This is a genomic window from Streptomyces sp. NPDC059816, from assembly GCF_042732055.1.
Taxonomy (GTDB): Bacteria; Actinomycetota; Actinomycetes; order Streptomycetales; family Streptomycetaceae; genus Streptomyces.
In genome coordinates, this window is the sequence record NZ_JBHWIQ010000013.1 from 88,536 (window position 1) to 108,703 (window position 20,168).

General features: G+C 73.1%; 17 protein-coding genes. 9 read left to right on the forward strand and 8 right to left on the reverse strand.

The window, feature by feature from the left end; genetic code table 11:
- Positions 1 to 28: 28 nt before the first annotated feature.
- Positions 29 to 802, reverse strand: coding sequence for a BTAD domain-containing putative transcriptional regulator (locus tag ACFV88_RS18655; protein WP_385492484.1), 774 nt, complete (start codon positions 800 to 802; stop codon positions 29 to 31).
- 210 nt (positions 803 to 1,012) lie between these two features.
- Here ACFV88_RS18655 and ACFV88_RS18660 point away from each other — a divergent pair, with 210 nt between their 5' ends.
- Positions 1,013 to 1,216, forward strand: coding sequence for a DUF6059 family protein (locus ACFV88_RS18660; protein WP_385492487.1), 204 nt, complete (start codon positions 1,013 to 1,015; stop codon positions 1,214 to 1,216).
- Between the two features lie 50 nt (positions 1,217 to 1,266).
- Here ACFV88_RS18660 and ACFV88_RS18665 read toward each other — a convergent pair whose 3' ends face one another.
- A complete protein-coding gene (locus ACFV88_RS18665) occupies positions 1,267 to 2,784 on the reverse strand; it encodes an Imm49 family immunity protein (RefSeq protein ID WP_385492489.1) in 1,518 nt (505 codons plus the stop codon).
- 241 nt (positions 2,785 to 3,025) lie between these two features.
- Here ACFV88_RS18665 and ACFV88_RS18670 point away from each other — a divergent pair, with 241 nt between their 5' ends.
- Positions 3,026 to 3,190, forward strand: coding sequence for a hypothetical protein (locus ACFV88_RS18670; protein WP_385492491.1), 165 nt, complete (start codon positions 3,026 to 3,028; stop codon positions 3,188 to 3,190).
- Positions 3,187 to 4,524: a glycosyltransferase gene (locus ACFV88_RS18675; protein WP_385492493.1), complete on the forward strand. Its 1,338-nt coding sequence runs from the start codon at positions 3,187 to 3,189 to the stop codon at positions 4,522 to 4,524. The genes ACFV88_RS18670 and ACFV88_RS18675 overlap by 4 nt, the downstream gene beginning before the upstream one ends.
- Positions 4,525 to 4,563: 39 nt before the next feature.
- On the opposite strand, the gene ACFV88_RS18680 is transcribed toward ACFV88_RS18675, so the two are convergent.
- Positions 4,564 to 5,346, reverse strand: coding sequence for a TSUP family transporter (locus ACFV88_RS18680; protein ID WP_385492496.1), 783 nt, complete (start codon positions 5,344 to 5,346; stop codon positions 4,564 to 4,566).
- A gap of 186 nt (positions 5,347 to 5,532) precedes the next feature.
- Between ACFV88_RS18680 and ACFV88_RS18685 the strand changes: the two genes are divergently transcribed.
- Positions 5,533 to 6,453 carry a hypothetical protein gene (locus tag ACFV88_RS18685; protein WP_385492499.1) on the forward strand — a complete coding sequence of 307 codons (921 nt, stop codon included), beginning with the start codon at positions 5,533 to 5,535 and terminating at the stop codon, positions 6,451 to 6,453.
- 30 nt (positions 6,454 to 6,483) lie between these two features.
- On the opposite strand, the gene ACFV88_RS18690 is transcribed toward ACFV88_RS18685, so the two are convergent.
- Positions 6,484 to 7,584: an alpha/beta fold hydrolase gene (locus tag ACFV88_RS18690; protein WP_385492502.1), complete on the reverse strand. Its 1,101-nt coding sequence runs from the start codon at positions 7,582 to 7,584 to the stop codon at positions 6,484 to 6,486.
- A 247-nt stretch (positions 7,585 to 7,831) separates the two neighbouring features.
- Between ACFV88_RS18690 and ACFV88_RS18695 the strand changes: the two genes are divergently transcribed.
- Complete coding sequence (locus ACFV88_RS18695; RefSeq protein WP_385492504.1) at positions 7,832 to 10,345, forward strand: SpaA isopeptide-forming pilin-related protein; 2,514 nt, start codon at positions 7,832 to 7,834, stop codon at positions 10,343 to 10,345.
- Between the two features lie 200 nt (positions 10,346 to 10,545).
- The gene (locus ACFV88_RS18700; protein ID WP_385492506.1) at positions 10,546 to 10,866 is read left to right on the forward strand and encodes a DUF3040 domain-containing protein; all 321 of its coding nucleotides are present in this window, start codon (positions 10,546 to 10,548) and stop codon (positions 10,864 to 10,866) included.
- A 177-nt stretch (positions 10,867 to 11,043) separates the two neighbouring features.
- Here ACFV88_RS18700 and ACFV88_RS18705 read toward each other — a convergent pair whose 3' ends face one another.
- Positions 11,044 to 12,405, reverse strand: a complete 1,362-nt coding sequence (locus ACFV88_RS18705) for a serine hydrolase domain-containing protein (protein ID WP_385492509.1) — start codon at positions 12,403 to 12,405, stop codon at positions 11,044 to 11,046.
- A gap of 82 nt (positions 12,406 to 12,487) precedes the next feature.
- The gene (locus ACFV88_RS18710; protein ID WP_385492512.1) at positions 12,488 to 13,543 is read right to left on the reverse strand and encodes a Gfo/Idh/MocA family protein; all 1,056 of its coding nucleotides are present in this window, start codon (positions 13,541 to 13,543) and stop codon (positions 12,488 to 12,490) included.
- Between the two features lie 243 nt (positions 13,544 to 13,786).
- On the opposite strand from ACFV88_RS18710, the gene ACFV88_RS18715 reads away from it, so the two are divergent.
- Positions 13,787 to 15,721: an ABC transporter ATP-binding protein gene (locus ACFV88_RS18715; protein WP_385492514.1), complete on the forward strand. Its 1,935-nt coding sequence runs from the start codon at positions 13,787 to 13,789 to the stop codon at positions 15,719 to 15,721.
- Between the two features lie 363 nt (positions 15,722 to 16,084).
- On the opposite strand, the gene ACFV88_RS18720 is transcribed toward ACFV88_RS18715, so the two are convergent.
- Together ACFV88_RS18720 and ACFV88_RS18725 are read right to left on the reverse strand one after the other, a co-directional pair.
- Entirely contained in the window at positions 16,085 to 16,912 is an 828-nt protein-coding gene (locus ACFV88_RS18720) for a class I SAM-dependent methyltransferase (RefSeq protein ID WP_385492517.1), read from the reverse strand.
- Positions 16,909 to 17,949 (reverse strand): saccharopine dehydrogenase family protein, encoded by a 1,041-nt coding sequence (locus ACFV88_RS18725; protein WP_385492520.1) that lies wholly within the window; start codon positions 17,947 to 17,949, stop codon positions 16,909 to 16,911. The genes ACFV88_RS18720 and ACFV88_RS18725 overlap by 4 nt, the downstream gene beginning before the upstream one ends.
- A 119-nt stretch (positions 17,950 to 18,068) precedes the next feature.
- On the opposite strand from ACFV88_RS18725, the gene ACFV88_RS18730 reads away from it, so the two are divergent.
- Entirely contained in the window at positions 18,069 to 18,695 is a 627-nt protein-coding gene (locus tag ACFV88_RS18730) for a TetR/AcrR family transcriptional regulator (RefSeq protein WP_385492522.1), read from the forward strand.
- A gap of 109 nt (positions 18,696 to 18,804) precedes the next feature.
- Positions 18,805 to 20,022, forward strand: a complete 1,218-nt coding sequence (locus ACFV88_RS18735; RefSeq protein ID WP_385492525.1) for a S8 family peptidase — start codon at positions 18,805 to 18,807, stop codon at positions 20,020 to 20,022.
- The last annotated feature ends 146 nt before the right edge of the window (positions 20,023 to 20,168 follow it).

The following is a 20,168-nucleotide window of genomic DNA, read 5'->3' on the forward strand; positions in this document are numbered from 1 at the left end:
GCGGCGACGGGACGGCCCGCGGGTCCCCTCAACCCGCCGTGGGCAGGTCGAGCAACCGGTCGGAGGTGAGGATGGCCTGGTGCAACAGCCGCAGCGACCGGTGCGGTTCGAGGCCGAGCTCGGCCCGCAGCACCCGCTGCGCCGAGCGGTACACCTGGAGCGCTTCGGCCTGTCTCTCGGAGCGGTACAGCACCAGCATCAACTGTCGGTAGAACGACTCCCGCAACGGGTACTGGGCCGTGAGCGTGCTGAGCAGGCCGACCACCTCGCGGTGCCGTCCGAGGGCCGTGCGCGACTCCACCGACAACTCCAGGCACTGCAAGCGTTCCTCCTCCGCCCAGGTCGCGAACGAGGTCAGTACGGGCCCCTCGGTGACCCCTTCCAGAACGGGACCGCGCATCAGTGACAGGGCGTCCTCGAACCTCGCCAACGCCTCCTCGTGCCGACCAGCCGACCGCAGGTCGCGACCCGCCCGCATCGCGGCCTTGAAGTCGTCCACGTCCCAGCTCGAACCGTTGAGGCACAGCTCGTACCCGAGGGGCCGGGTGACGATCGCGCGCCCCGGATCACCGCCCGCCGCGGCCAGGAACTTGCGGGACTGCGAGACGTACACGTGCACCGCGGCCGAGGCCCGGCGCGGTGGTCGGCCGCCCCAGAGCTCCGTCACGAGGTGTTCCTTGGTGATGACCCGGCCGTTGCCGATCAGCAGCGTGGCCAGCGTCGTCTCCACCTTCGGGGCGGACAGCGAGAAGCTCTGCTCCGCGTGGCGAATGCGGAGGGGCCCAAGGAGTTCGTAGCGCATCGCATCCTCGTCCAGTCAGGGAACACATGTGTGAGTCTCACGTGGTGCATCACTGTCATCTCCGGCGTCGAGTCCGCGCATCGGGGAAAGTACGTACGTAGACGTATTGGCTTGATCTCATGGTTGTTGACGGGGACGGGGGAGGGGGCGAGCAGGTCAGTGGCCTGACGGCTTTGGCGGCACTTTGGCGTCGTGTACGACCGTGACGGGATGTCACTCCTGGTCCGGCGCTGTCTCGCACGCTTCTGGGCGGCGTTGATCGCCTACGGTCACCTCTGGGTCCACATCCCGGATACACCACTCGCCCCGGGGCACGCTCCCGCCCCGGGCCACCCGGAACGGCTGTGTCCCTGGCTCCCCGCCACCGAGCAGGAACAGGCCATCTGGGACGACCTCACCCCGCGGTCCCGCTGATCCGGCCGGTGCGACCCGCCGGATGCCGAACGGGCGGTGCCGTCGGTCGTTCAGCCGGCCAGCGGCTGCGCCCCGTCGAGCAGGTGGGACGGCAGATAGGGGGAGCTCACCCGGATGGCCCAGCCGCGCCTGCGGGCGTGGCAGGCCAGGCCCAGCACGTCGAGGTCGAGCGCGGAATCGACGTGCTGGGCACGGTCCGCGACCCGGTAGTGGTCCCGGTGCTGCTCCAGGGCGTCGGCCAGGGCCAGGTTGAAGCTCTCCTCGTCACCGTCGACCAGCTGCGACAACAGCACCGCCGGAGGCATCCGGAACCCCCAGTCCCGGGACCGTTCCTGTGTCTCCAACGCCTCGTCCGCCGCGGGGCGGGGGTCCGCGGCGTGCAGGTAGTCCAACAGGGCCCTGCGGTACGCGGCGAAGGCGGAGGTGTCCTGGCCCAGGGCTTCGGCGCCGCCGACCACCAGGGGGGCCAGTTCCTCGCGCCGTCCGCTGATCAGGGCGATGGCCACCGCGCTCTGCCAGTCCCCGGCCCCCGCCCATCCCTGTGCGGTGCGCTGCCGCACGTCGTCCAGCAGGTACTGCGCGTGGGACGCGGCTTCACCCGCGGGGTCGGGCCGGTCCACCACCAGGGAGCGCACGGCGAGTTCCGCGACGGCGTCCGGGCGGCGGTCCGCACCGTAGGCGCCGACCCGGGGCCCGGTGCCCTCGAACCCGGTCACCAGGGTGCGGGGCAGGTAGTCCGTGGACAGCGGTGGCCACCACCCCTCACGCCGGTAGGCGAGCGCCGCCAGCGTCAACGGCTCCAGGGGCAGCAGGGTGTGGGGACCGGCGTGGAACCCGGACCGGGCGCTCCGCGCCACCAGCAGCGACGTCAGACACGCGTCGAAGCCCGCCCGGTCACCGGCGGTCAGGGCACGCAGGGCGACGAGCGCAGTGGTGTGCGGATGCTCCGCCGCCCCCGCCGGAGCCAGGGCGCGGACCCGGGCCAGGGCGTCGTCCAGGGCGGCGAGCTTGTGCTCCGCACCCGGGGGGTAGGGGGCGTCCTCGTCGCCTAGGTCACCCAGGACGTACACCATCAGACCGTGCATCAACTCGACCGAGGGTTCCCCCTCCCGGCCCTGCTGCGGAACCTCCCGCGCGAAGTGGAAGGCCTCGCTGTGGCGCTCGGCCTTGTCGACGAGGACCGCCAGGCAGAAGCCGTCCAGCCACTGTCCGACGCTCACGCTCTCCGACGGGCCCTCGTCCGGGTCGTAGCTCATCCCGAAGTTCACGTAGTCCAGGAAGACGCTGAAGGAGACGTGCGGCCAGTAGGCGGCGAACTGGACGGCACCCGCGGCGGATTCGGCGGCGGCCTCCAGCACGGCCCGCGCCTCCGGGGAACTCAGTTCAGGTTCCACCGCGGACAGGGCGCCCAGGTAGTCGAGGAACTCCTCGGCGATGAACGACCACACCCCGGTCGTCATGCGGTCGGCCTTCGAACTGGAAATCACCAGGCCGGTGATGCGGTCGGTCGCGTCGTCCAGCGTCGCCGAGATCCTGCTCTCGCCCACCTGGTGTCGTTCTATCCGCACTGCTCAACACTCCCCGTGTACAGGTCCGGTACCCGACCGTCACCCTATTCCCCGGCACCGACAGCGCCTTGGGCCTCCCGCGGAGAGGTCGCCCCTGCCCCCCCACCGGCGGAGGAGCAGCGGTCGGGCCGCCACTCGGGTGACCCTCGACGGCACACCGGTCGTGTCGCACCGGAGGCACTTCGGCCCTGGTTCTAATGACGATCGTCTTGTCGTATGAACATTGGAAGGGTGTGGCGGTATGTACGGGAACCAACTGGCGCAGACGGGCGCAGCGATCGTCACGATCGGTGGACTGGCGCTGGGAGGCTGGCACCTGCTGGCCCTGGCGGTGCTCCTGGTGTGCACCGGGGCGTTCCTCCTGCGCTTCACCTTCCGCCGGGGACGCCAGGTGTCCGATTCGTGATCCGAGCCGCCCAGCGCGCCCCGCTCTCGGTCCTCGCCGCCTCCGGAGCAGTCCTGGTCTGCGCCGTGGCCGTCACCGCCTACGCCCTGCGGGCCACCGGCCGGCTGACCGGCACCGGCGTCGACCCCCTCGCCTGGCTCTGGCTCCCGGTCGCCCTGTTGTTCGTCGGGCAGACGGCCCTCTTCCTCGGAGCCCGACCGCACCGCGCCGAAGGCACCGCCCGCGACGCCCTCCGACGGCTCGACGTCGCCGTCCTCGTGCCCGTCTACCAGGAGGACCCCGGCTATCTGAGCGTCGGCCTGGAGACCTTCCTCGGCCAGACCCGTCGACCGGACTCCGTCCACGTCGTCGACGACGGTTCGACCGTGGACTACACCGCCGTACGGGCCTGGTGGCTGGCCGCCGCCGCCGAGCACGGCATCACCACCACCTGGACCCGCACCGACAACCACGGCAAGCGGCGGGCCCAGTGCACCGCAGCCGCGCACTGCCGGGACGCCGACGTCATCGTCACCGTCGATTCGGACGCCAGGCTCGCCCCGGACGCCCTGGACGAGTTGCTCCTCCCGTTCGCCGACGCGCGCGTGCAGGCCGTCGCCGGGCTCGTCCTGGCCGCCAACAACCGCGGCGGGCTGCTCGCCCGCTTCACCGACCTCTGGTACGTCACCCTCCAACTCGTGGACCGTTCCGCCCTGTCGGCGCTCGGCGGCGTCATGGTGACCTCCGGATCACTGGCCGCGTACCGGGCCCACGTCCTGTGGGACCACACCGACTCCTACCTCCACGAGACGTTCCTCGGCCGGCCCGTCACCTTCTCCGACGACTCCCTGCTCACCCTGTACGCCCTCACCCGGGGCCGCGTGGTGCAGCAGACCTCCGCCGTCGTCTTCACCGCCATGCCCGAACGCGTCGGCCACCACCTGCGGCAGTACCTGCGCTGGATGCGCGGCTCCACCATCCGTTCCCTGTGGCGTGCCCGTCACCTCCCCGTGCGCCACCCCGCGTACGCCGCGCAACTCGCCCGCTGGCTCCAACAGGCCGCGTACACCCTCGCCCTCGGCTGGCTCGCGCTCGCCCACCTGCACGCCGGCCGGTTGCCCTCCCCGTACCTGTGGGCCGTTCCCCTGCTCATCGCCGCCAGCCAGACCCTGCGCTACCTCACGGTCCGGCGCAGCGACCAGACGCTCCGCTCCCAACTCGCCACCTGGACCCTCACCCCCGTCGCGCTCCTGTGGTCCTGGGTGGTCCTGCGGCCGACCCGCTGGTACGCCGTCGCCACCTGCGGCCGCACCGGCTGGGGCACCCGCCGCACCGGGCCCGAAGTCGCCCTGTGACCCGTGCCCCCGGCGGGCGGACCGCCCCCGGGGTTCCCGTCAGTGCAGGGACTGGACCGCGTACAGGGCGCCCACCGCGGCGACCAGGACGCCGAGCAGGGCGCGCAGCGCCCGTTCGGGCAGTCGGGGGCGGAGCCGGGCGCCGAGGTAGCCGCCGGCGAGCCCGCCCAGTCCGCAGGCCAGTCCGAGGAACCACAGCGGCGCGATGTCGTCGCTCCCCCCGAGGGCCAACAACCCGAAGGTGCCGGCGCCCACCACGGAGGTGAGGAACGTGGCGGCGAGCGCGGCCGGTGCGACCCTCGCGACGGGCATCCCGCGGCCGACGAGGAACGGGCCGATGAGGGAGCCGCCCCCGATGCCGTAGATCCCGCCGAGCGTGCCCACCACCAGCGCCAACACGCGGATGGTCCGCGGAGACGGTTCCACCGCGGTGCGCGCGGGTGCCGGACGCAGCGTCCGGACGGTCAGCCACAGGCCGAGGGGCAGCAGCAGCGCGGCCACGAGGAGTCGGAACACGGCGGGGCCGGGCACGGCGAAGACCCGGATGACGGCGCCACAAACCACCCCGGGCAGGGTCCCCGCGACCAGCCATCGGGTGAGCGGGCCGTACAGCAGCCCGTCCTGGTGGTAGCGCACCAGCGCACCGGGGCCGGCGACCACGTTGTAGAGGAGGTTCGTCGGGGTGACCGCGGGGCTGGGCACCCCGAGCAGGCTCAACTGCACGGGCAGCAGGAACACCGCACCGGACACCCCCACCGGTGTGGTGACGACCGCTATCACCAGTCCCACCGCGAAACCCGCGGCCCCCGTCTGCCACTCCACGCCGTTCCTGCTTCCCTGTTCCGGCGGACCGCCGTGCAACTCACGGTGCTGCGCGTCTTCCTGGTGTCGGGAGGACCGTCGGGCTCCGGGGCGGCGCCTCGCCCGGAGTGAACGCACGGGGCCGAACGGAGCAGCCGTCGGTGGCGCGTTCCGGGCGGACCGGGCGACCGTCCTAGCGTGCGCCGGGTGAACCGACCTCGCGCACGCCGCCCTCTCGCCGCCGCCCTGCTCAGCGGACTCTTCGTGGTCACCCTCGCCACCGCCGCACCCGCCGAGGACGGCTGGGCACAGACCGGGACCGGCATCACCGCGGGCATCAGCGGCATCGCCGTGACCGGTCAAGACGGGGCCGTCATCACCGAGACGGTGGTGGTGCACGACAACAAGCGCACCGGGCAACCCAGGGTCTCGCGCATCCGACCCACCCCCGGTGGGGCCCCGCAGGTCGACGTGTTGCGCTGGGACGGCGAGCGGGAACCCGTCGACCTGGAGGCGCTGAGTGCCGTCCCCGGTGTGCCGGGGGAGTTGGTCGCCCTGGAGAGCTCCGGCCGCGGCTACCACCTACGCCTGGCGGATGACGCGGTCCGGGTGCTGCGGGAGTTCACCGTTCCCGGCGTCGAAGCCGGCTCCGGCCACAACCACGAAGCGTTCCACCTCACCGGGACACCCGGCCGGCTGACCGCGGTGTGGGCGCACCGCGGCCAGGACGACGACCCGGCGTTGCTGTACACCGCCGCGCTCGACTGGCGCACCCTCACCTTCGGCACCCGCCGCTCCGCCGAGATCCGGGTCTCGTTCCCCACGACGCACGTGCGGCACATCAGCGACCTGGCGGTGTCCCCGTCGGGGTGGGTGACCGTGACCTCGGCGTCCGACCCCGGCGACGACGGACCCTTCGACTCCGCCGTCCACGTCGTCGGCCGGGTCCTCACTGGTGGGCCCGACGGCCCCCGCCCCGTCCCCCGTGCGCGTCCCCTGCGGCTCGCGGTGTTCCCCGGCCACAAGATCGAGGCACTGGCCTGTGCCTCCGCCGCGCGAGCCGTCCTCGGGACGGACGACGAGAACGCCGGGGGCTCCTGGCGGGTGACGTCCCTTTGCCCGCGCTGAACCGCAGGACACGGCGCCGACGGGGACGCGTCAGTTCCCGTCGGCGGCGAGGAAGGCCAGCACCTCACGGGTGAACCGCCGGCCGGCCTCCAGGTGCGGGAGGTGTCCGACACCGGGCAGCTCCACCAACCGGGCACCGGGCACGGCCGCGGCGGCCCGCCTGCCCAGCACCGGGAAGTTCCCCAGCTTCGCACGGTTCTCCGGCGTCGCGTACGACTTGCCGACCGCGGCCCGGTCCTCCTGTCCGATGATGAACTGCACCGGGAGCCGCAGCCGCGGCAGTTTCTGCACCACGGGCTGGTGGTAGGCCATCTGGTACGTACGGGCGGAGGCCTGTGCCCAGCGCGGGTACTCCGCGCTGAGCGTGATCCGGTAGCGCAACTCCACGTTGCGCTCGTAGGCCCGCCGCCAGGTCACCACGTAGGACGCGTAGAAGGCGCGGATCCCGGTGAGCGAGGTGTTCGCCAACTCGTCGGCGAACAGGCGCTCGGTGCTGTGCGCGGGCACGAGCTCGCGGTAGTCCTCCAACCCCACCGGGTTGGCCAGGACCAGCTTGCGGACCCTGGTCGGGTGGTCCAGTGCGAAGCGCACGCCCAGCATGCCGCCCATCGAGTGGCCGATGACGTCGACCTCCGCGATGCCGAGGTGGTCCAGGAGCGCCACCGTGTTCTGCGCCAACAGCGCGAAGCGGTAGTCCAGGGCGGGCTTCGAGGAGCGACCGAACCCGATCTGGTCCGGTACGACGACCCGGTGGCCCGCCGCCGCCAGGGCCCGGGCGGTGGGCGTCCAGGAACCGCCGTCGAAGTTCTTCCCGTGGAGCAGCAGCACCGTGCGCCCGGACGCGGCGCCCGCGGGAGCGAGGTCGAGGTAGGCCATGTCGACCGTCTCGCCCTGGTTGACCAGCCGCAGGAAGCGCACCGGAAACGCGCTCGGGTAACCCTCCATCGCGATGCCCAACGGAACGTCGTAACTCGGTGCGTGCGGTGCGTGCGGTGCGTGCGGTGCTTCGTTCTGCCGACCGGAGGGGGAACCGGCGGAGCCGGCCGCGCTCGCCGACCCGGCCGTCCACCCCGTGCCCACCGCTGCCGCGGCCCCTGCCCCCACCGAGAGGAATCCCCTGCGCGTCCCCATGTGTCCCCCTGCTCGTCCCGTACCCGAAGGGGTTCATCGTGCCCCAACTCCCGGTGATGTCAAAGAAATCGCTGATCAGGGTGGGGCGCGGGGCCGGCGCCCCCACCAGCGGGCCCGGCACGGTCCGACCGTCGGGCTCCGTCAGGGGGCTGTCCGGGCGAAGGACGGTGGGGCACCCGACTGATGTTCGTCGCCGGCGCAGGGTGTCCCGCCGGGACGTCCCGCACGGCGGGTACCCCTCGTGGTCATGAGCAGAGACAGCGGGACCGCCCGCCCCCGTCGCCGAAGAACCCCGAGCCTGGCCGCCGCACTCGTGATCGGCCTCCTGGGGGGCACCGTCGGGAGCAGCGCCCAGGCGTCACCCCCGTCGGCTCCGCGAGCGCCCCGAGCCGTCTCCACCCCCTTGGTCGAGGAGACCTTCACCGGCGCCACCGCCGACCCCGGTTTCACCGCGGTGGGATCGGCCTGCCTCACCGGTGCCCCCGCGACTGCGCCACCGGGACCGGGGAACCACCCCCTCGGCGGCTGCCCCACGACGCAGACCGGCCCGGTGCCGCCGACGGGCGGCGCCCCCAACGGATACCTCCAGCTCACCGACGCGTCCAACGACCAGGCGGGGGCCGTCCTGTACGACCAGGCCATCCCCGCCGGCCAGGGGCTCGACGTCACCTTCGACCAGTGGCAGTACGGCAGCACGACCCCGGCGACCCCCGCCGACGGGATCTCGTTCTTCCTCGTCGACGGCGCCACCTCGCTCACCCACCCGGGAGCGTTCGGCGGCAGCCTGGGATATGCGCAGAAACTGCCGGACGACAACCCCGTCAACCCCTTCCTGCCCGGTGTCGACCGGGGCTACCTCGGGGTCGGGCTGGACGTCCTGGGCAACTACTTCGGCGACTGGGAGCAGCGCGGCAACGGCTGTGCGCAGCGTTCCCCGGCCGGTACGGAGTTCAGGATCCCGGCACCGGGAGCCGACATGGTGACCGTGCGGGGCCCGGGCGACGGCATCGAGGGCTACTGCTTCCTCACGGCGACCACCAGCAACTTCTCCACCACGGGTCCATGGCCCTCCACCCTGCCCGGAGAGTTCCAGGGGCCGTTGACCTCCCTGCCGCCGGACGCCACGCCCGCCCAGGCACAGGCCGCGCTGGAGCCGTCCAGGCGTCGGGTCAACGTCCACCTCACCCCCGCGCCGAACCCGGTGCTCACGGTGGCGGTGGACTTCAACGACGGCGCGGGCTTCCAGCAGGTGATCGCGACTCCGGCACCGACGGCGGTGCCCGACACGTACAAGTTCGGTTTCGCGGCCTCCACCGGTCTGTTCACCGACGTCCATCTGATCCGCAACGTCTCGGTCCACTCGGACCAGCCGCTGCCGGCGCTCAACCTGGTGAAGCAGGTCCACCAGCCGCTGCCCGGCGTCATCGAGGAGGGCACAGAGGTCCCCTACGACTTCGTCGTCACCAACTCCGGCAACGCGTCGATCACCGAACTGGCCGTGACCGACCCGAAGATCGGGCCGGTGACCTGTCCGGTCACCACCCTGGCCGCGGGAGACACGGTCACCTGCACGGCGACCTACGTGGTCACGGCCCAGGACGTGGCGGCGGGCTCCGTCACCAACACCGCGACCGCCGGCGGCACCTCAGGGGGGACCCCGGTCACCTCCCCGCCGTCCAGCGAGACGGTGCCCCTCGTCCGGCCGCCCGGGATCAGCATCGAGAAGAGCGTCGACACCGAGGGGCCGTACACCGCCGGCACCGAGGTGGACTACGTCTACACGGTGCGCAACACCGGAGGCCAGCAGCTCACCGGGGTGACGGTCACCGACGACCGCGTCACCGGCATCACGTGCGAAGCGACCACTTTGGAGCCGGAGGGCGAGGTGGGGGACAGCACCACCTGCCGGGGTTCCTACACCGTGACGGAGGCCGACGCCGAGTCCGGCTCGGTCACCAACACCGCCACCGCGACGGGCACCGCACCCAACCGGACCGTCACCTCGCCGCCGGCCCGAGCGACCCTGCCGATCACCGGGGGCCCCGCGATCTCCGTCAGCAAGGAGGTGACGAGCCCCGGCCCCTACCAGGTCGGGGACACCGTCGAGTACGCGTACACGGTGACCAACAGCGGCAGCCAACCCCTGACCGGGGTACGGGTGGTCGACGACCACGTCACCTCGATCACCTGCGAGGACACCTCCCTGGCCGCCGGCGCGAGCACGGTCTGCCGCGGCAGCCACGTCGTCACCGAGGCGGACGGCGAGGCCGGTGAGGTGACCAACCGCGCCCAGGCCGCGGGCGAGGACCCCGCCGGGAACACCGTCCCCAGCGACCCCGTGACCGTGACGGTCCCGATCACCCCGGCCCGGGGCAGCATCAAGGTCTTCAAGACCGACCAGAAGAACGGCAGGGCCCTCACCGGCGCCGTGTTCGAGCTCTGGGAGGAGACCAACGGGGTCACCGGCTTGCAGACCACCGCGTCCGGCTCCGTCGCGGCGGACACCCGGCGCGGCCCCGGCTGCTCGACCGACGAGGCGGGCGTGTGCCTCTTCGACGACCTGGCCGTCGGCGCGTACTACCTCCGGGAGACCGACGTCCCCGAGGGTTACGTGCTGCCCGACCAACCGGTCAGCGGCCCCTACGCCGTCACCCCGCAGGACGAGACCGTCACCGTCCACCTCGCCAACGAACGAGGAGAACGACCCAAGGACGAGCACGAGAAGCTGACCATCCACCCGAGCCCCCGACAGCGGGCCTAGCGCACCGCGCACGACCGGGAGGGGTGCGCCCACCCGTGGGCGGGCCCCTCCCGCGCGCTCGGGGGCACCGGGAGCGGTACGGCGCATCCGTCCGTAGACTCGTCAGTACAGGCAGCACCGGGCGGTGACCGTCCGCACCCCGGCGCACACGGGCCGCAGACCCGCGCGGTGCACCCCACCAGAGCGCTGGAGCGCGCACTATGGCCGGCGACCGACTGACCGAACGCGAGCGACGGACCCTTCAGGACATCGAGGACCGCCTGAACGGCGACCGTGCGCTGCGTCACCGGGTGGGGCTGCTCGCGGTACGGCAGCGGCTGGCGGCCCAGCTGGTCCGCGGTCGCGCACTGGCGCTGTGCGCCGTCCTCTCGCTCGCCCTGCTGGTACTCGGCGGTGTCACCGCCAGCCCGGTCGCGATCTGGGCGTTCGTGGTGTGCTGGCCGCTCACGGTCGCCGTGGCCGTCCTGATCCTGCGCCGGGCCGTGCGCGACCACCCCGGTCCGCCCCGGCCGTTCGTGTGAGGGCCGCCGGCGATGCGGCGGGGCCCGCGAAGACGGCGGCCCGTGCGTGACGCGGTTCAGGCCACACGTGCCGGACGTCCTGGTCCTGAGGATCGACGGTCATCCGGACACCGGCCGACGCATCCGGTTCGTCGGCCGTCCCGAAGGACAGTACGTCGTGGTCCCCGTCGAACCCTCCTAGGCGGGGGAGCGTTCGAGGCAGCGGCGGACGGCCGCGGCCAGGTCGGCCGCCCGCGGGTCGTCCGGCCGGAAGTTCCAGAGGTTGGTGACGTAGCCGAAGCCGACACCGGCATCGGGGTCCGCGAAGCCGATCGATCCGCCGGAGCCCGGGTGGCCGAACGACGCCGGCCCGGCCATCGGCAGCGGTGGACAGGCCCGCCAGAACCCGAGCGACATGTTGAAGGAGCTGATCGCCGGGATGTTCAGCCCCGGCGGCAGCCCGTGCATCCTCGTCCCTGTGGTCTGAACGGCCGTTGCCCGCTGGACCGTTGAGGGGTCGAGGAGCCGTACGCCGTCGACTTCGCTCACCGTGGCGGCGTACATCCGGGCCACCGACCGCGCGTCGGCGAGCATGTTCGCGGCCGGGAACTCCGCCGCGCGCCAGGCCCGCGTCGTGTGATAGGCGGACGTGTTGTCCAGCGCGCCGCCTAGCCCACCGGCGCGTGCTTGGACGGAGTCCGGACCCCACACCGCGTTGATCCAGGCGTTGACCGTGTCCGCGTCCAGCCCGGTCGTCGCGATGATCCCGGCGATCAGCTCCTCCAGGCTGAACGGAGCGGCGTACTCGATCGAGGCCACCCGTTCCTCCTGCTCCTCCGGTAGCCCGATCCAGGCGCTCAGGCCCAGCGGAGCGGCCACCTCCTCGGCGAAGAACGTCCCGAGCGACCTGCCGGAGATCCGTCGCACGAGCTCCCCGATCAGGAACCCGTGGGTGATGCTGTGGTAGACGTGCTCCGTGCCCGGCCGCCACAGCGGTTCCTGCGCTTCGAGCGCACGGATCACCGGGTCCCAGGCGCACGCCTGCGCGAACGTCAGCGGTCCGTCGACGATCGGCAGCCCGGCCTGGTGGGACAGCAACCAGCGCACCGGGATGTGCTCCTTGCCGGCGGCGCCGAACTCCGGCCAGTACTGGACCACCGGGGCGTCCAGGTCCAACGCGCCGCGCTGCACCAGCAGGTGCGCACAGATCGCGGTGGCGCCCTTCGTGGTGGACGCGACCTGGACGATGGTGTCCGCGCGCCACGGGCGGTTCGTCTCGCGATGGGCGAGGCCGTCCCACAGGTTGACGACGGGACGTCCGCCCACGTAGACGCTACAGGCCGCGCCGACCTCGCCGGAGCCCGCCTCGAAGTTCGCGTGGAACACGTCGGCGACCCGCCCCCAGCCGTCCTCGACGCCGTGCTCGACTCCGTCGCCACCGGCCCTCGCGCAGGCGCCGTCGGTGAGGCCGGTGGTCGCGCCGGTGTGCCGCCCGCCCGTTAACCGGGTCTCGTGTGCGGGGTGTTGCGGCATGGCTGATCCGTCCGTCGTGCCGGCCATGTGGGGCTCCTCTCCCTGGGGTGACTGCATGGGGGTTCGCGGGGGTGCTGATCGTGCCGCCGGACGGGTCGCGAAGCGGTTCTCAGAACTCCGCGTCACCGGTGAGGTCCACGGCCTCTCCCGTACGGGCGGACAGCACGGCGGCTGCCGCGATCCGGACCGCGGCCACTGCGTCCCAGGCGCTCACCCTGGGTGACGGTCCACCCTCGAACGCGGCGGCGAACTCGCGTAGTTGAGTGAGGTAGGGACTCTCCGTCGCCGGTTCAGCGGGCGGCGCCGCGTCCGGCGCGTCCCCGGAACCCGAGGGATCCCGCAGGCCCGTGGGAGCCGTGGAGTCGTGCGCCACGACCCCGCGGGTCCCCGTGACCCGGAAGGTCGTGCGGAACGGCACGTCGGCCCGGCCCCAGGTGGCGGACAACCGGCTGACCGCGCCCGACGCATGGGTGAGCACGGCGCTGCCCTCGGCCCGCGCGCCGCCCGGCGCGGTGCTCGAAGCGGTCTGCGCCTCGGCCCGGACGCTCACCACCTCGCCCGCCAACAGCCGGGCGTAGTCCATGTCGTGGATCATCAGGTCCATCAGGATGCCGCCCGACAGCGCCGGGTCGGCGAACCACGGTGACCACACCGGATAGGCCCCGCCCCGGGAGAACCGCAGCTCCGTGGGCTCTCCGAGTTCGCCCCGGCCGACCGATGCGGCGGCGGCCTCGTACGCGGGGAAGTAGCGCACGACGTGCGCCGGGAAGAGCCGCACGTGGGCCGCCTCCGCGGCCTCCACGATCTCCGTCGCGTCCTGCGGGGTGAGTGCCAACGGCTTCTCGCACACCACGGACCGGCCCTCGGCGATCGCGGCCAGCGCGAGGGCCGGGTGACTCGGGGTCGGGGTGCAGATGTCGACGACCGTGCTGCGGCCGATCAGATCGTCCAGGTCCGGCGCCGCCGTGACCCCCTCGGCCCGGAACTCCTCGGCCAGCCGGGCGGCACCGCCGCCGGCGGACCACACGGCGACCCGGGCGCCGAGGGCGAGCCAGGCCGGTAGATGGGCGCGGGCCATGGTGCCCGCCCCGATCAGTCCCACGGCGAGCCCCCGCGGCTCCGGCCCGGCAACGCCCACCGGCTGCGGCTTCCCCGTCACCTTCATCGCACCCTTCCCGTCCCCGGCCGCCCGGACCGGCACCGACTCCCGCCCGGATGCCCGGCCCTCCACCTCCCCGGCTGACCGGGGATGCCGAGGACTCTCGCACACCTCCCTCCTCCTGAGAACCTCCCGTGGTCGGGAAGAAGCCGAGGCGGCGGCTCCCCGCCCCTGCCCGTGACGGCTCCTGCGAACCCACCGCGCGGCACACTTGACCTCAAGGTTGATTGAGGTTCTACCGTCAGCGGCATGAACATGGAGACCACCGCATGGACGCAGCTCAACGGCCTCATCCACGCCCAACAGGACCGCCGCCCCTTCCGTCGCGCGACCCTGCGCCGCATCGCCGCCTTCGCCCGCCCCCACCGCAAGCCGATCGTCCGCTTCCTCCTGCTCAGCATCGTCACCTCGCTCCTCGCCGTCGCCACCCCCCTGCTCGCCGGACGGGTGGTGGACGCCATCGTGAGCGGCGGCCCACCGGGGACGGTGGTGCGGATCGCCCTGCTGATCGCCGTGATCGCCGTGGTCGAGGCCGGACTCGGCCTGATCGAACGCGGCCTGTCCTCCAGGCTCGGCGAGAACCTGATCCTGGACCTGCGGCGCGCCGTCTTCGACCACGTCCAGCAGATGCCCGTCGCCTTCTTCACCCGCACCCGCACCGGCGCCCTGGTCAGCCGCCTCAACAATGACGTCATCGGTGCCCAACGCGCCTTCAGCACCACCCTGTCCGGAGTCGTCGGCCATGTGGTCACGCTGCTGCTCACCCTCGCCGTGATGCTCACCCTGTCCTGGCAGATCACCCTCCTCGCGCTGGCCCTGCTGCCCGTCTTCGTCGTGCCCGCCCGCCGGATGGGCACCCGGATGGCCGGACTCCAACGCGAGGCGACGCAACTCAACGCCGCCATGGGCACCCGGATGACCGAACGCTTCTCCGCACCCGGGGCGACCCTCGTCAAGCTCTTCGGGCGGCCCGCCGAGGAGTCCGCCGAGTTCGCCGTCCGCGCCACCCGGGTCCGGGACATCGGCGTGCGCACGGCGATGTCCCAGTACACGTTCATGACCGCACTGACCCTGGTGTCCGCCCTCGCCCTCGCCCTCGTGTACGGACTCGGCGGCTGGTTCGCCCTGCGCGGCACCCTGGAGCCCGGTGCCGTCGTCGCCCTGGCCCTCCTGCTGACCCGGCTGTACGCCCCGCTCACCGCACTCGCCGGGGCCCGCGTCGAGGTGATGAGCGCCCTGGTCAGCTTCGAGCGCGTCTTCGAGGTGCTGGACCTGGAGCCGCTGATCGCCGAGCGGCCGGACGCCCGCGAGGTCCCCGAGGGCCCGGTGGCCGTGGAGTTCACCGATGTGCGCTTCGGCTACCCCGCGGCCGACCGGGTCTCCCTCGCCTCGCTGGAGGAGGTCGCCTCACTCGACACCCGCGAGGGCGGCGACGTGCTCAAGGGCTTGTCGTTCCGCGCCGAACCCGGCCAGACGGTCGCCCTCGTCGGATCCTCCGGGGCGGGCAAGTCCACGATCGCCTCCCTGCTGCCCCGGCTGTACGACACCGACTCCGGGACGGTGAGCGTGGGCGGCGTCGACGTGCGCGACCTGTCGACCGACTCGCTGCGCGCCACCGTCGGCATGGTCACCCAGGACGGCCACCTCTTCCACGAGTCGGTCCGCGCCAACCTGCTGCTCGCCCGCCCCGGCGCCACCGAAGAGGAACTGTGGGACGCCCTGCGCCGCGCCCGCCTCGACGGCCTGGTCCGCTCCCTGCCCGACGACCTGGACACGGTCGTCGGTGAACGCGGCTACCGACTGTCCGGCGGGGAGCGCCAGCGGATGACCATCGCCCGGCTGCTGCTCGCCCGACAACGCGTGGTGATCCTGGACGAGGCCACCGCCCACCTCGACAACACCTCCGAGGCCGCCGTGCAGGAGGCGCTCACCGAGGCACTGGCGGACCGGACCGCCGTCGTGATCGCCCACCGGCTGTCCACCGTCCGGGCCGCCGACCAGATCCTGGTGGTGGAGGACGGCCGGATCGTCGAGCGCGGCACCCACGACACCCTGCTCGCCCGTGACGGACGGTACGCCGAACTGCACCGCACCCAGTTCGACGGCGCCGACGAGGGCCGTGCGCTCCAGCGGGTGTTGCCCACGGCGCGGATCCTCGGCGAGCGGACGAAGGAACTGAGGTGACGGTCTGCGCCCGCGCCGAGGGAAGGGCCGGGAAACGGACGGCGGTTCGGGGGACGACCCCCGGGCCGCCGCCGCGTACTACCGCAGTCCGTGGTCACCACGCCCCGGCGGTGCACAGCCGCACCGCCGCGACCTGGCGGACGTCGTCGTCCACTTCCGGTCCTGATGCCGCTCGCGACGGTCCTGCCGCGCGGCGGCCGGCAGCGGGGGCGTCACGTGAGCAGACGGCGGCGGTAGCCCTCGGCCAAGGCCGAGGCCCGACCGTGATGCTTGATCCGCGCCCCCACCGTTCGGTGGAACCACAGCACCCTGCGGGGCGTCCGACGCCCCCGGGGCCACGGCCCGACTCCTTCGCGGGCGGGACTATCCGATCCCCCGATCGACCCGGCCGAGCGCCACGAGGTAGGGAACGTCCATCTGGAGCCTTCCGCCGGTGCCCCGGTCGTGTGCCGTGAACAGCTCGCCCAGGGCGTCCCGTGCGACCTCCCAGCGCCCGGCCGCCTCCAGGGCCGTCCGGTACTGCCGCAACGGACCGGGCTTGTCGGTGAAGGCCCGCACCGCCCGGTCGAGAGACGGGTACGTGACGCGGACCTGGCACACCAGGGTCTCCACGGTCACCGGCAGCGGGGCGAACCACCGCCGTACGTGACCGGGTTCGCCCCAACGGGTGGGGGCGTCGACCGAACTCGGCGGGCGGGGGAGCACCCGGGCGACGGTCGGGGCGATCCGGCCGAACACTCCGTCCGGGGTCCAGGACGCGACGGCCAGCCACCCGCCCGGGCGACAGACCCGGACGAGTTCGGCGGCCGAGCGCCACGGATCGGGCGCGAACATCACCCCGAACGTGGACAGGGCCACGTCGAAGCGTCCCGTGGGGAACGGCAGCGCCCCCGCGTCCCCCACGAGCAACCGGGTCCGACCGCCGAGCCCCGCCGCGGCGGCCCGGGCCGCCGCCACCCGCACCAGGTCGGCCGCCCGGTCCACACCCACCCCGTGGGCACCCGCCCGGGCCGCGGCGAGCAGCGCGGGACCCGACCCGGTGCCCACGTCCAGCACCTCGGGGACCGATCCGTGGCGTTCCCGGTCGACCCGGGCGAGGGCCAGCGCCACCACGTCGTCCGCCGCGTGCGCCCAGGCGTCCCCGGCCTCCGTGTACCCGTTCCGCCCGCCGCCCGACCAGTCGTCCCTCACCGCGGTCCGTCCGTCAGTCGCAGCACGGTCAGTCCGTCACCGGCCAGCCGCTCGGGCAGGTCCGCCAGCGCGGGCACCTCCTCGATGTGTCGGACCCCGGGCGCCGGCCCGCCGGTCAGCAGGTGTCGTGCGACGTGCGCGGCCACCAGGGCGGTGAACCGGCTCTGCCGCAGTCCCCGGGCGACCCGGGCGACGTGCAGTCCGTCCCGGTACGCGTCGGCGCGCACCACGAAGGCGTCCCCGCCGAGGTGCACCCGACCCAAGGCGTCGGTGAGCAGCCGCCGGGGCAACGGGCGGTCGGCGGCCCGTAGCAGTCCGGTGCGGCGCAGCCCGAACAGCAGCGCCGTGGCCGCCCGTGAGTCCAGACACAGCCGGGTGGTCACCCGGGGCACGCCGAGGGTGCCGGTCAGCGTGTGCTGGTCGGAGAACGGGAAGGGGTGCGCGGTTCTGAGCCCGTGGCCGGGCAGTTCGACGCGCAGGGGACGGGCCGTCGTGGGGGCGGCGAGCCCCGCCACGGTCCAGCGCACCGCGTCGGCGCCGTGCCGTTCGCCCGATCCGAGCAGCACCGTCAGGTCGATCCGCTGTGCGCCCCCGACCTCCTCGTGGGCGCGCCGGGCGAGCAGGTTGCTCAGTCCCGGCGCGACACCGACGCTGAGCACCGCCGAGGCACCCGAGTCGAGCGCCGTGTCATGGAGCGCGGCGACCGCGCCGAGCAGGCGCTCGTCCGCCCCGATGTCGACCAGGTGGACGCCCCGCTCCAGACATGCACGTGCCACCGACTCGTCCGGCGGCTCCACGCACAGCACCACGGCGCCCACGTCGCCGAGTCGGTCGAGGACCGTACGGAAGTCCTGCGGATCGTTCACGTCCACCCGGACCCCGCCGTGCTGTCGCGCCCGATCCGCGCTCCGGCCGCCGGGCACCACCCGACCGGGGAACCACTGCCCGAGGATCGCGGCCACCGCCGTGCCGACGGCCCCGTAGCCACCGGGAACCAGGATGCGGCCGTCGGCGACAGGGGAATTCGCTGTAGTCATACTCCAGTGAAACACGCTGTAGTCTCACTACAGTCAAAGGGTCGGTGGCCTTCACCCGAGCAGGTCGTGGAGCCAGCGGCACCCAGACCCGCAGCCCGCGCCCGTTGAGGAGTCCGCCCGTGACCCCACCCCTCACCCGTGCCGAGAAGACCCGTCGCACCCGGCACCGGATGCTCGCCGCCGCCGCGGGGCTGTTCGTCGAGCGCGGTTGGACGGGCACCACGGTCGAGGACATCGCCCGGGCCGCCGAGGTCGGCGTGCAGACCGTCTACTTCACCTTCGGCACCAAGCGCGCCCTGCTGAAGGAGGTCCTGGACACCGCGATCGCCGGCGACACCGACTCGGCGGCCACCCTCGACCGCCCCTGGGCCCGCGCCGTCCTCGCCGCTCCCGACCCCGCCCGGCAACTCGCCCGGCAGGTCGCGGGGGCGCGCGGCGTGTTGCAGCGGGCGACACCCGTCCTGGAAGTGGTCCGTGCAGCCGCGGCCTCCGATCCCGAACTCGCCACGCTGTGGCGGACGAGCGTGGAGCAACGCCACACCGTCCAGCTGCACTTCGCCCGCGCCCTACTGGCCAAGACGGGCGGAACGCTCCGGGACGGCCACGACGCCGAATCCGCCGCCGACATCGCGTTCACCGTCCTCGGCCCCGAGACGTACGGTCTCCTGGTCACCGTCCGCGGCTGGTCCCCGGCCCGCTGGGAACGCTGGGCCACCGACACCTTGGTCCGTCAACTCCTGCCCTGAGCGCGTCCCGCGACCGACCGGCCGCGCACCCTCCCCCATGTGTACGAAAAGTAGCGAACGGCTACTCAGGGTGATGGATTTGCGGGAGGTGATTTGGTTGGGTCACGGGATGCCCACGCACCCGAGGCTGTTCGCACTCGCCGCAGCCGTCACCGCCCTGCTCTCCACGACGGCGCCCGCCCTCGCCACGTCGACCGCCGCCCCCGACCCGACCGCCGCCCTCACCGGGACCCGTGCCGAGCCCGCGCCGCTGCGCCCCACGCCCGTGCCCGTCGCGGGCCAGTACATCGTCACCGTCGCGAAGGGCGTCTCACCGGCGTCCGTGCTGAAGAAGGTGGCACCGTCAGCGACCGCCCTCTTCACCTACACCTCGGCGCTCAACGGGTTCGCCGCGAAGCTGACCCCCGCGCAACTCACCGCGGTGCGCGCACTGCCCGCGGTCGACGCCGTGGACGAGGACGGCACCGCCACGGCGACCCGCATCCCCGGCCGCGCCGCGCTGGCCGCGGCGCCGAGCTGGGGCCTGGACCGGATCGACCAGCCCTATCTGCCGCTGAACCAGGAGTTCAACGTCCACGGCACCGGTTCCGGGGTGACGGCCTACGTGGTCGACACGGGCATCGACTACCAGCACGCCGAGTTCGGTGGGCGGGCCGTGCCCGGCTTCGACGCGATCGGTGACGGCCGCAACGGGGCCGACTGCAACGGACACGGCACCCATGTCGCGGGCACGGTCGGCGGCGCCACCTTCGGGGTGGCCCGCCAGACCTCGTTGGTGAGCGTACGGGTCCTCAACTGCGCGGGGCGGGGCGAGTGGTCCGGGATCATCGCGGGCTTCGACTGGGTCGCCCGCAACGCCCGGCAGCCCGCCGTGCTGAACGGTTCCCTCGGAGGCGACCGCAACGAGGCCGTCAACCAGGCGGTCAACAACCTCACCACGCACGACGTGCTGCCGGTGGTCGCGGCGGGCAACGACGGCAAGGACGCCTGCGACGTCTCCCCGGCCAGCGCCAACTGGGCCCTCACCGTCGGCGCCACCGACCATGACGACATCGAGACCGACTTCAGCAACTTCGGCCCCTGTCTGGCCCTCTACGCACCCGGCCGGGCGATCATCTCGGCCCGCCTGGGCGGTGGCAGCACCGCCCTCGACGGGACCTCGATGGCCAGCCCGCACGTCGCGGGCGTCGCGGCGCTCTACAAGGCCGTGAACCCGACGGCGACCGCGCAGGACGTCGGCAACTGGATCATCAGCCAGGCGACCAGGGACGCCCTCACCGTCAGCAAGTCGTCCCCCAACCGCCTGCTGTACACCGCCGGCCTCTGAACGGACCGTGGCCCGGACGCCGCCCGAACGGCGCCCGGGCCACCGCCCCCCCGCACCCCCCCCCCCCCCCCCCCCCCCCCGGCCCCCCCCCCCCCCCGGACCCAGAACACCCCGGGCCGCGCCAACGGGGACCCGGGACCCGGAAC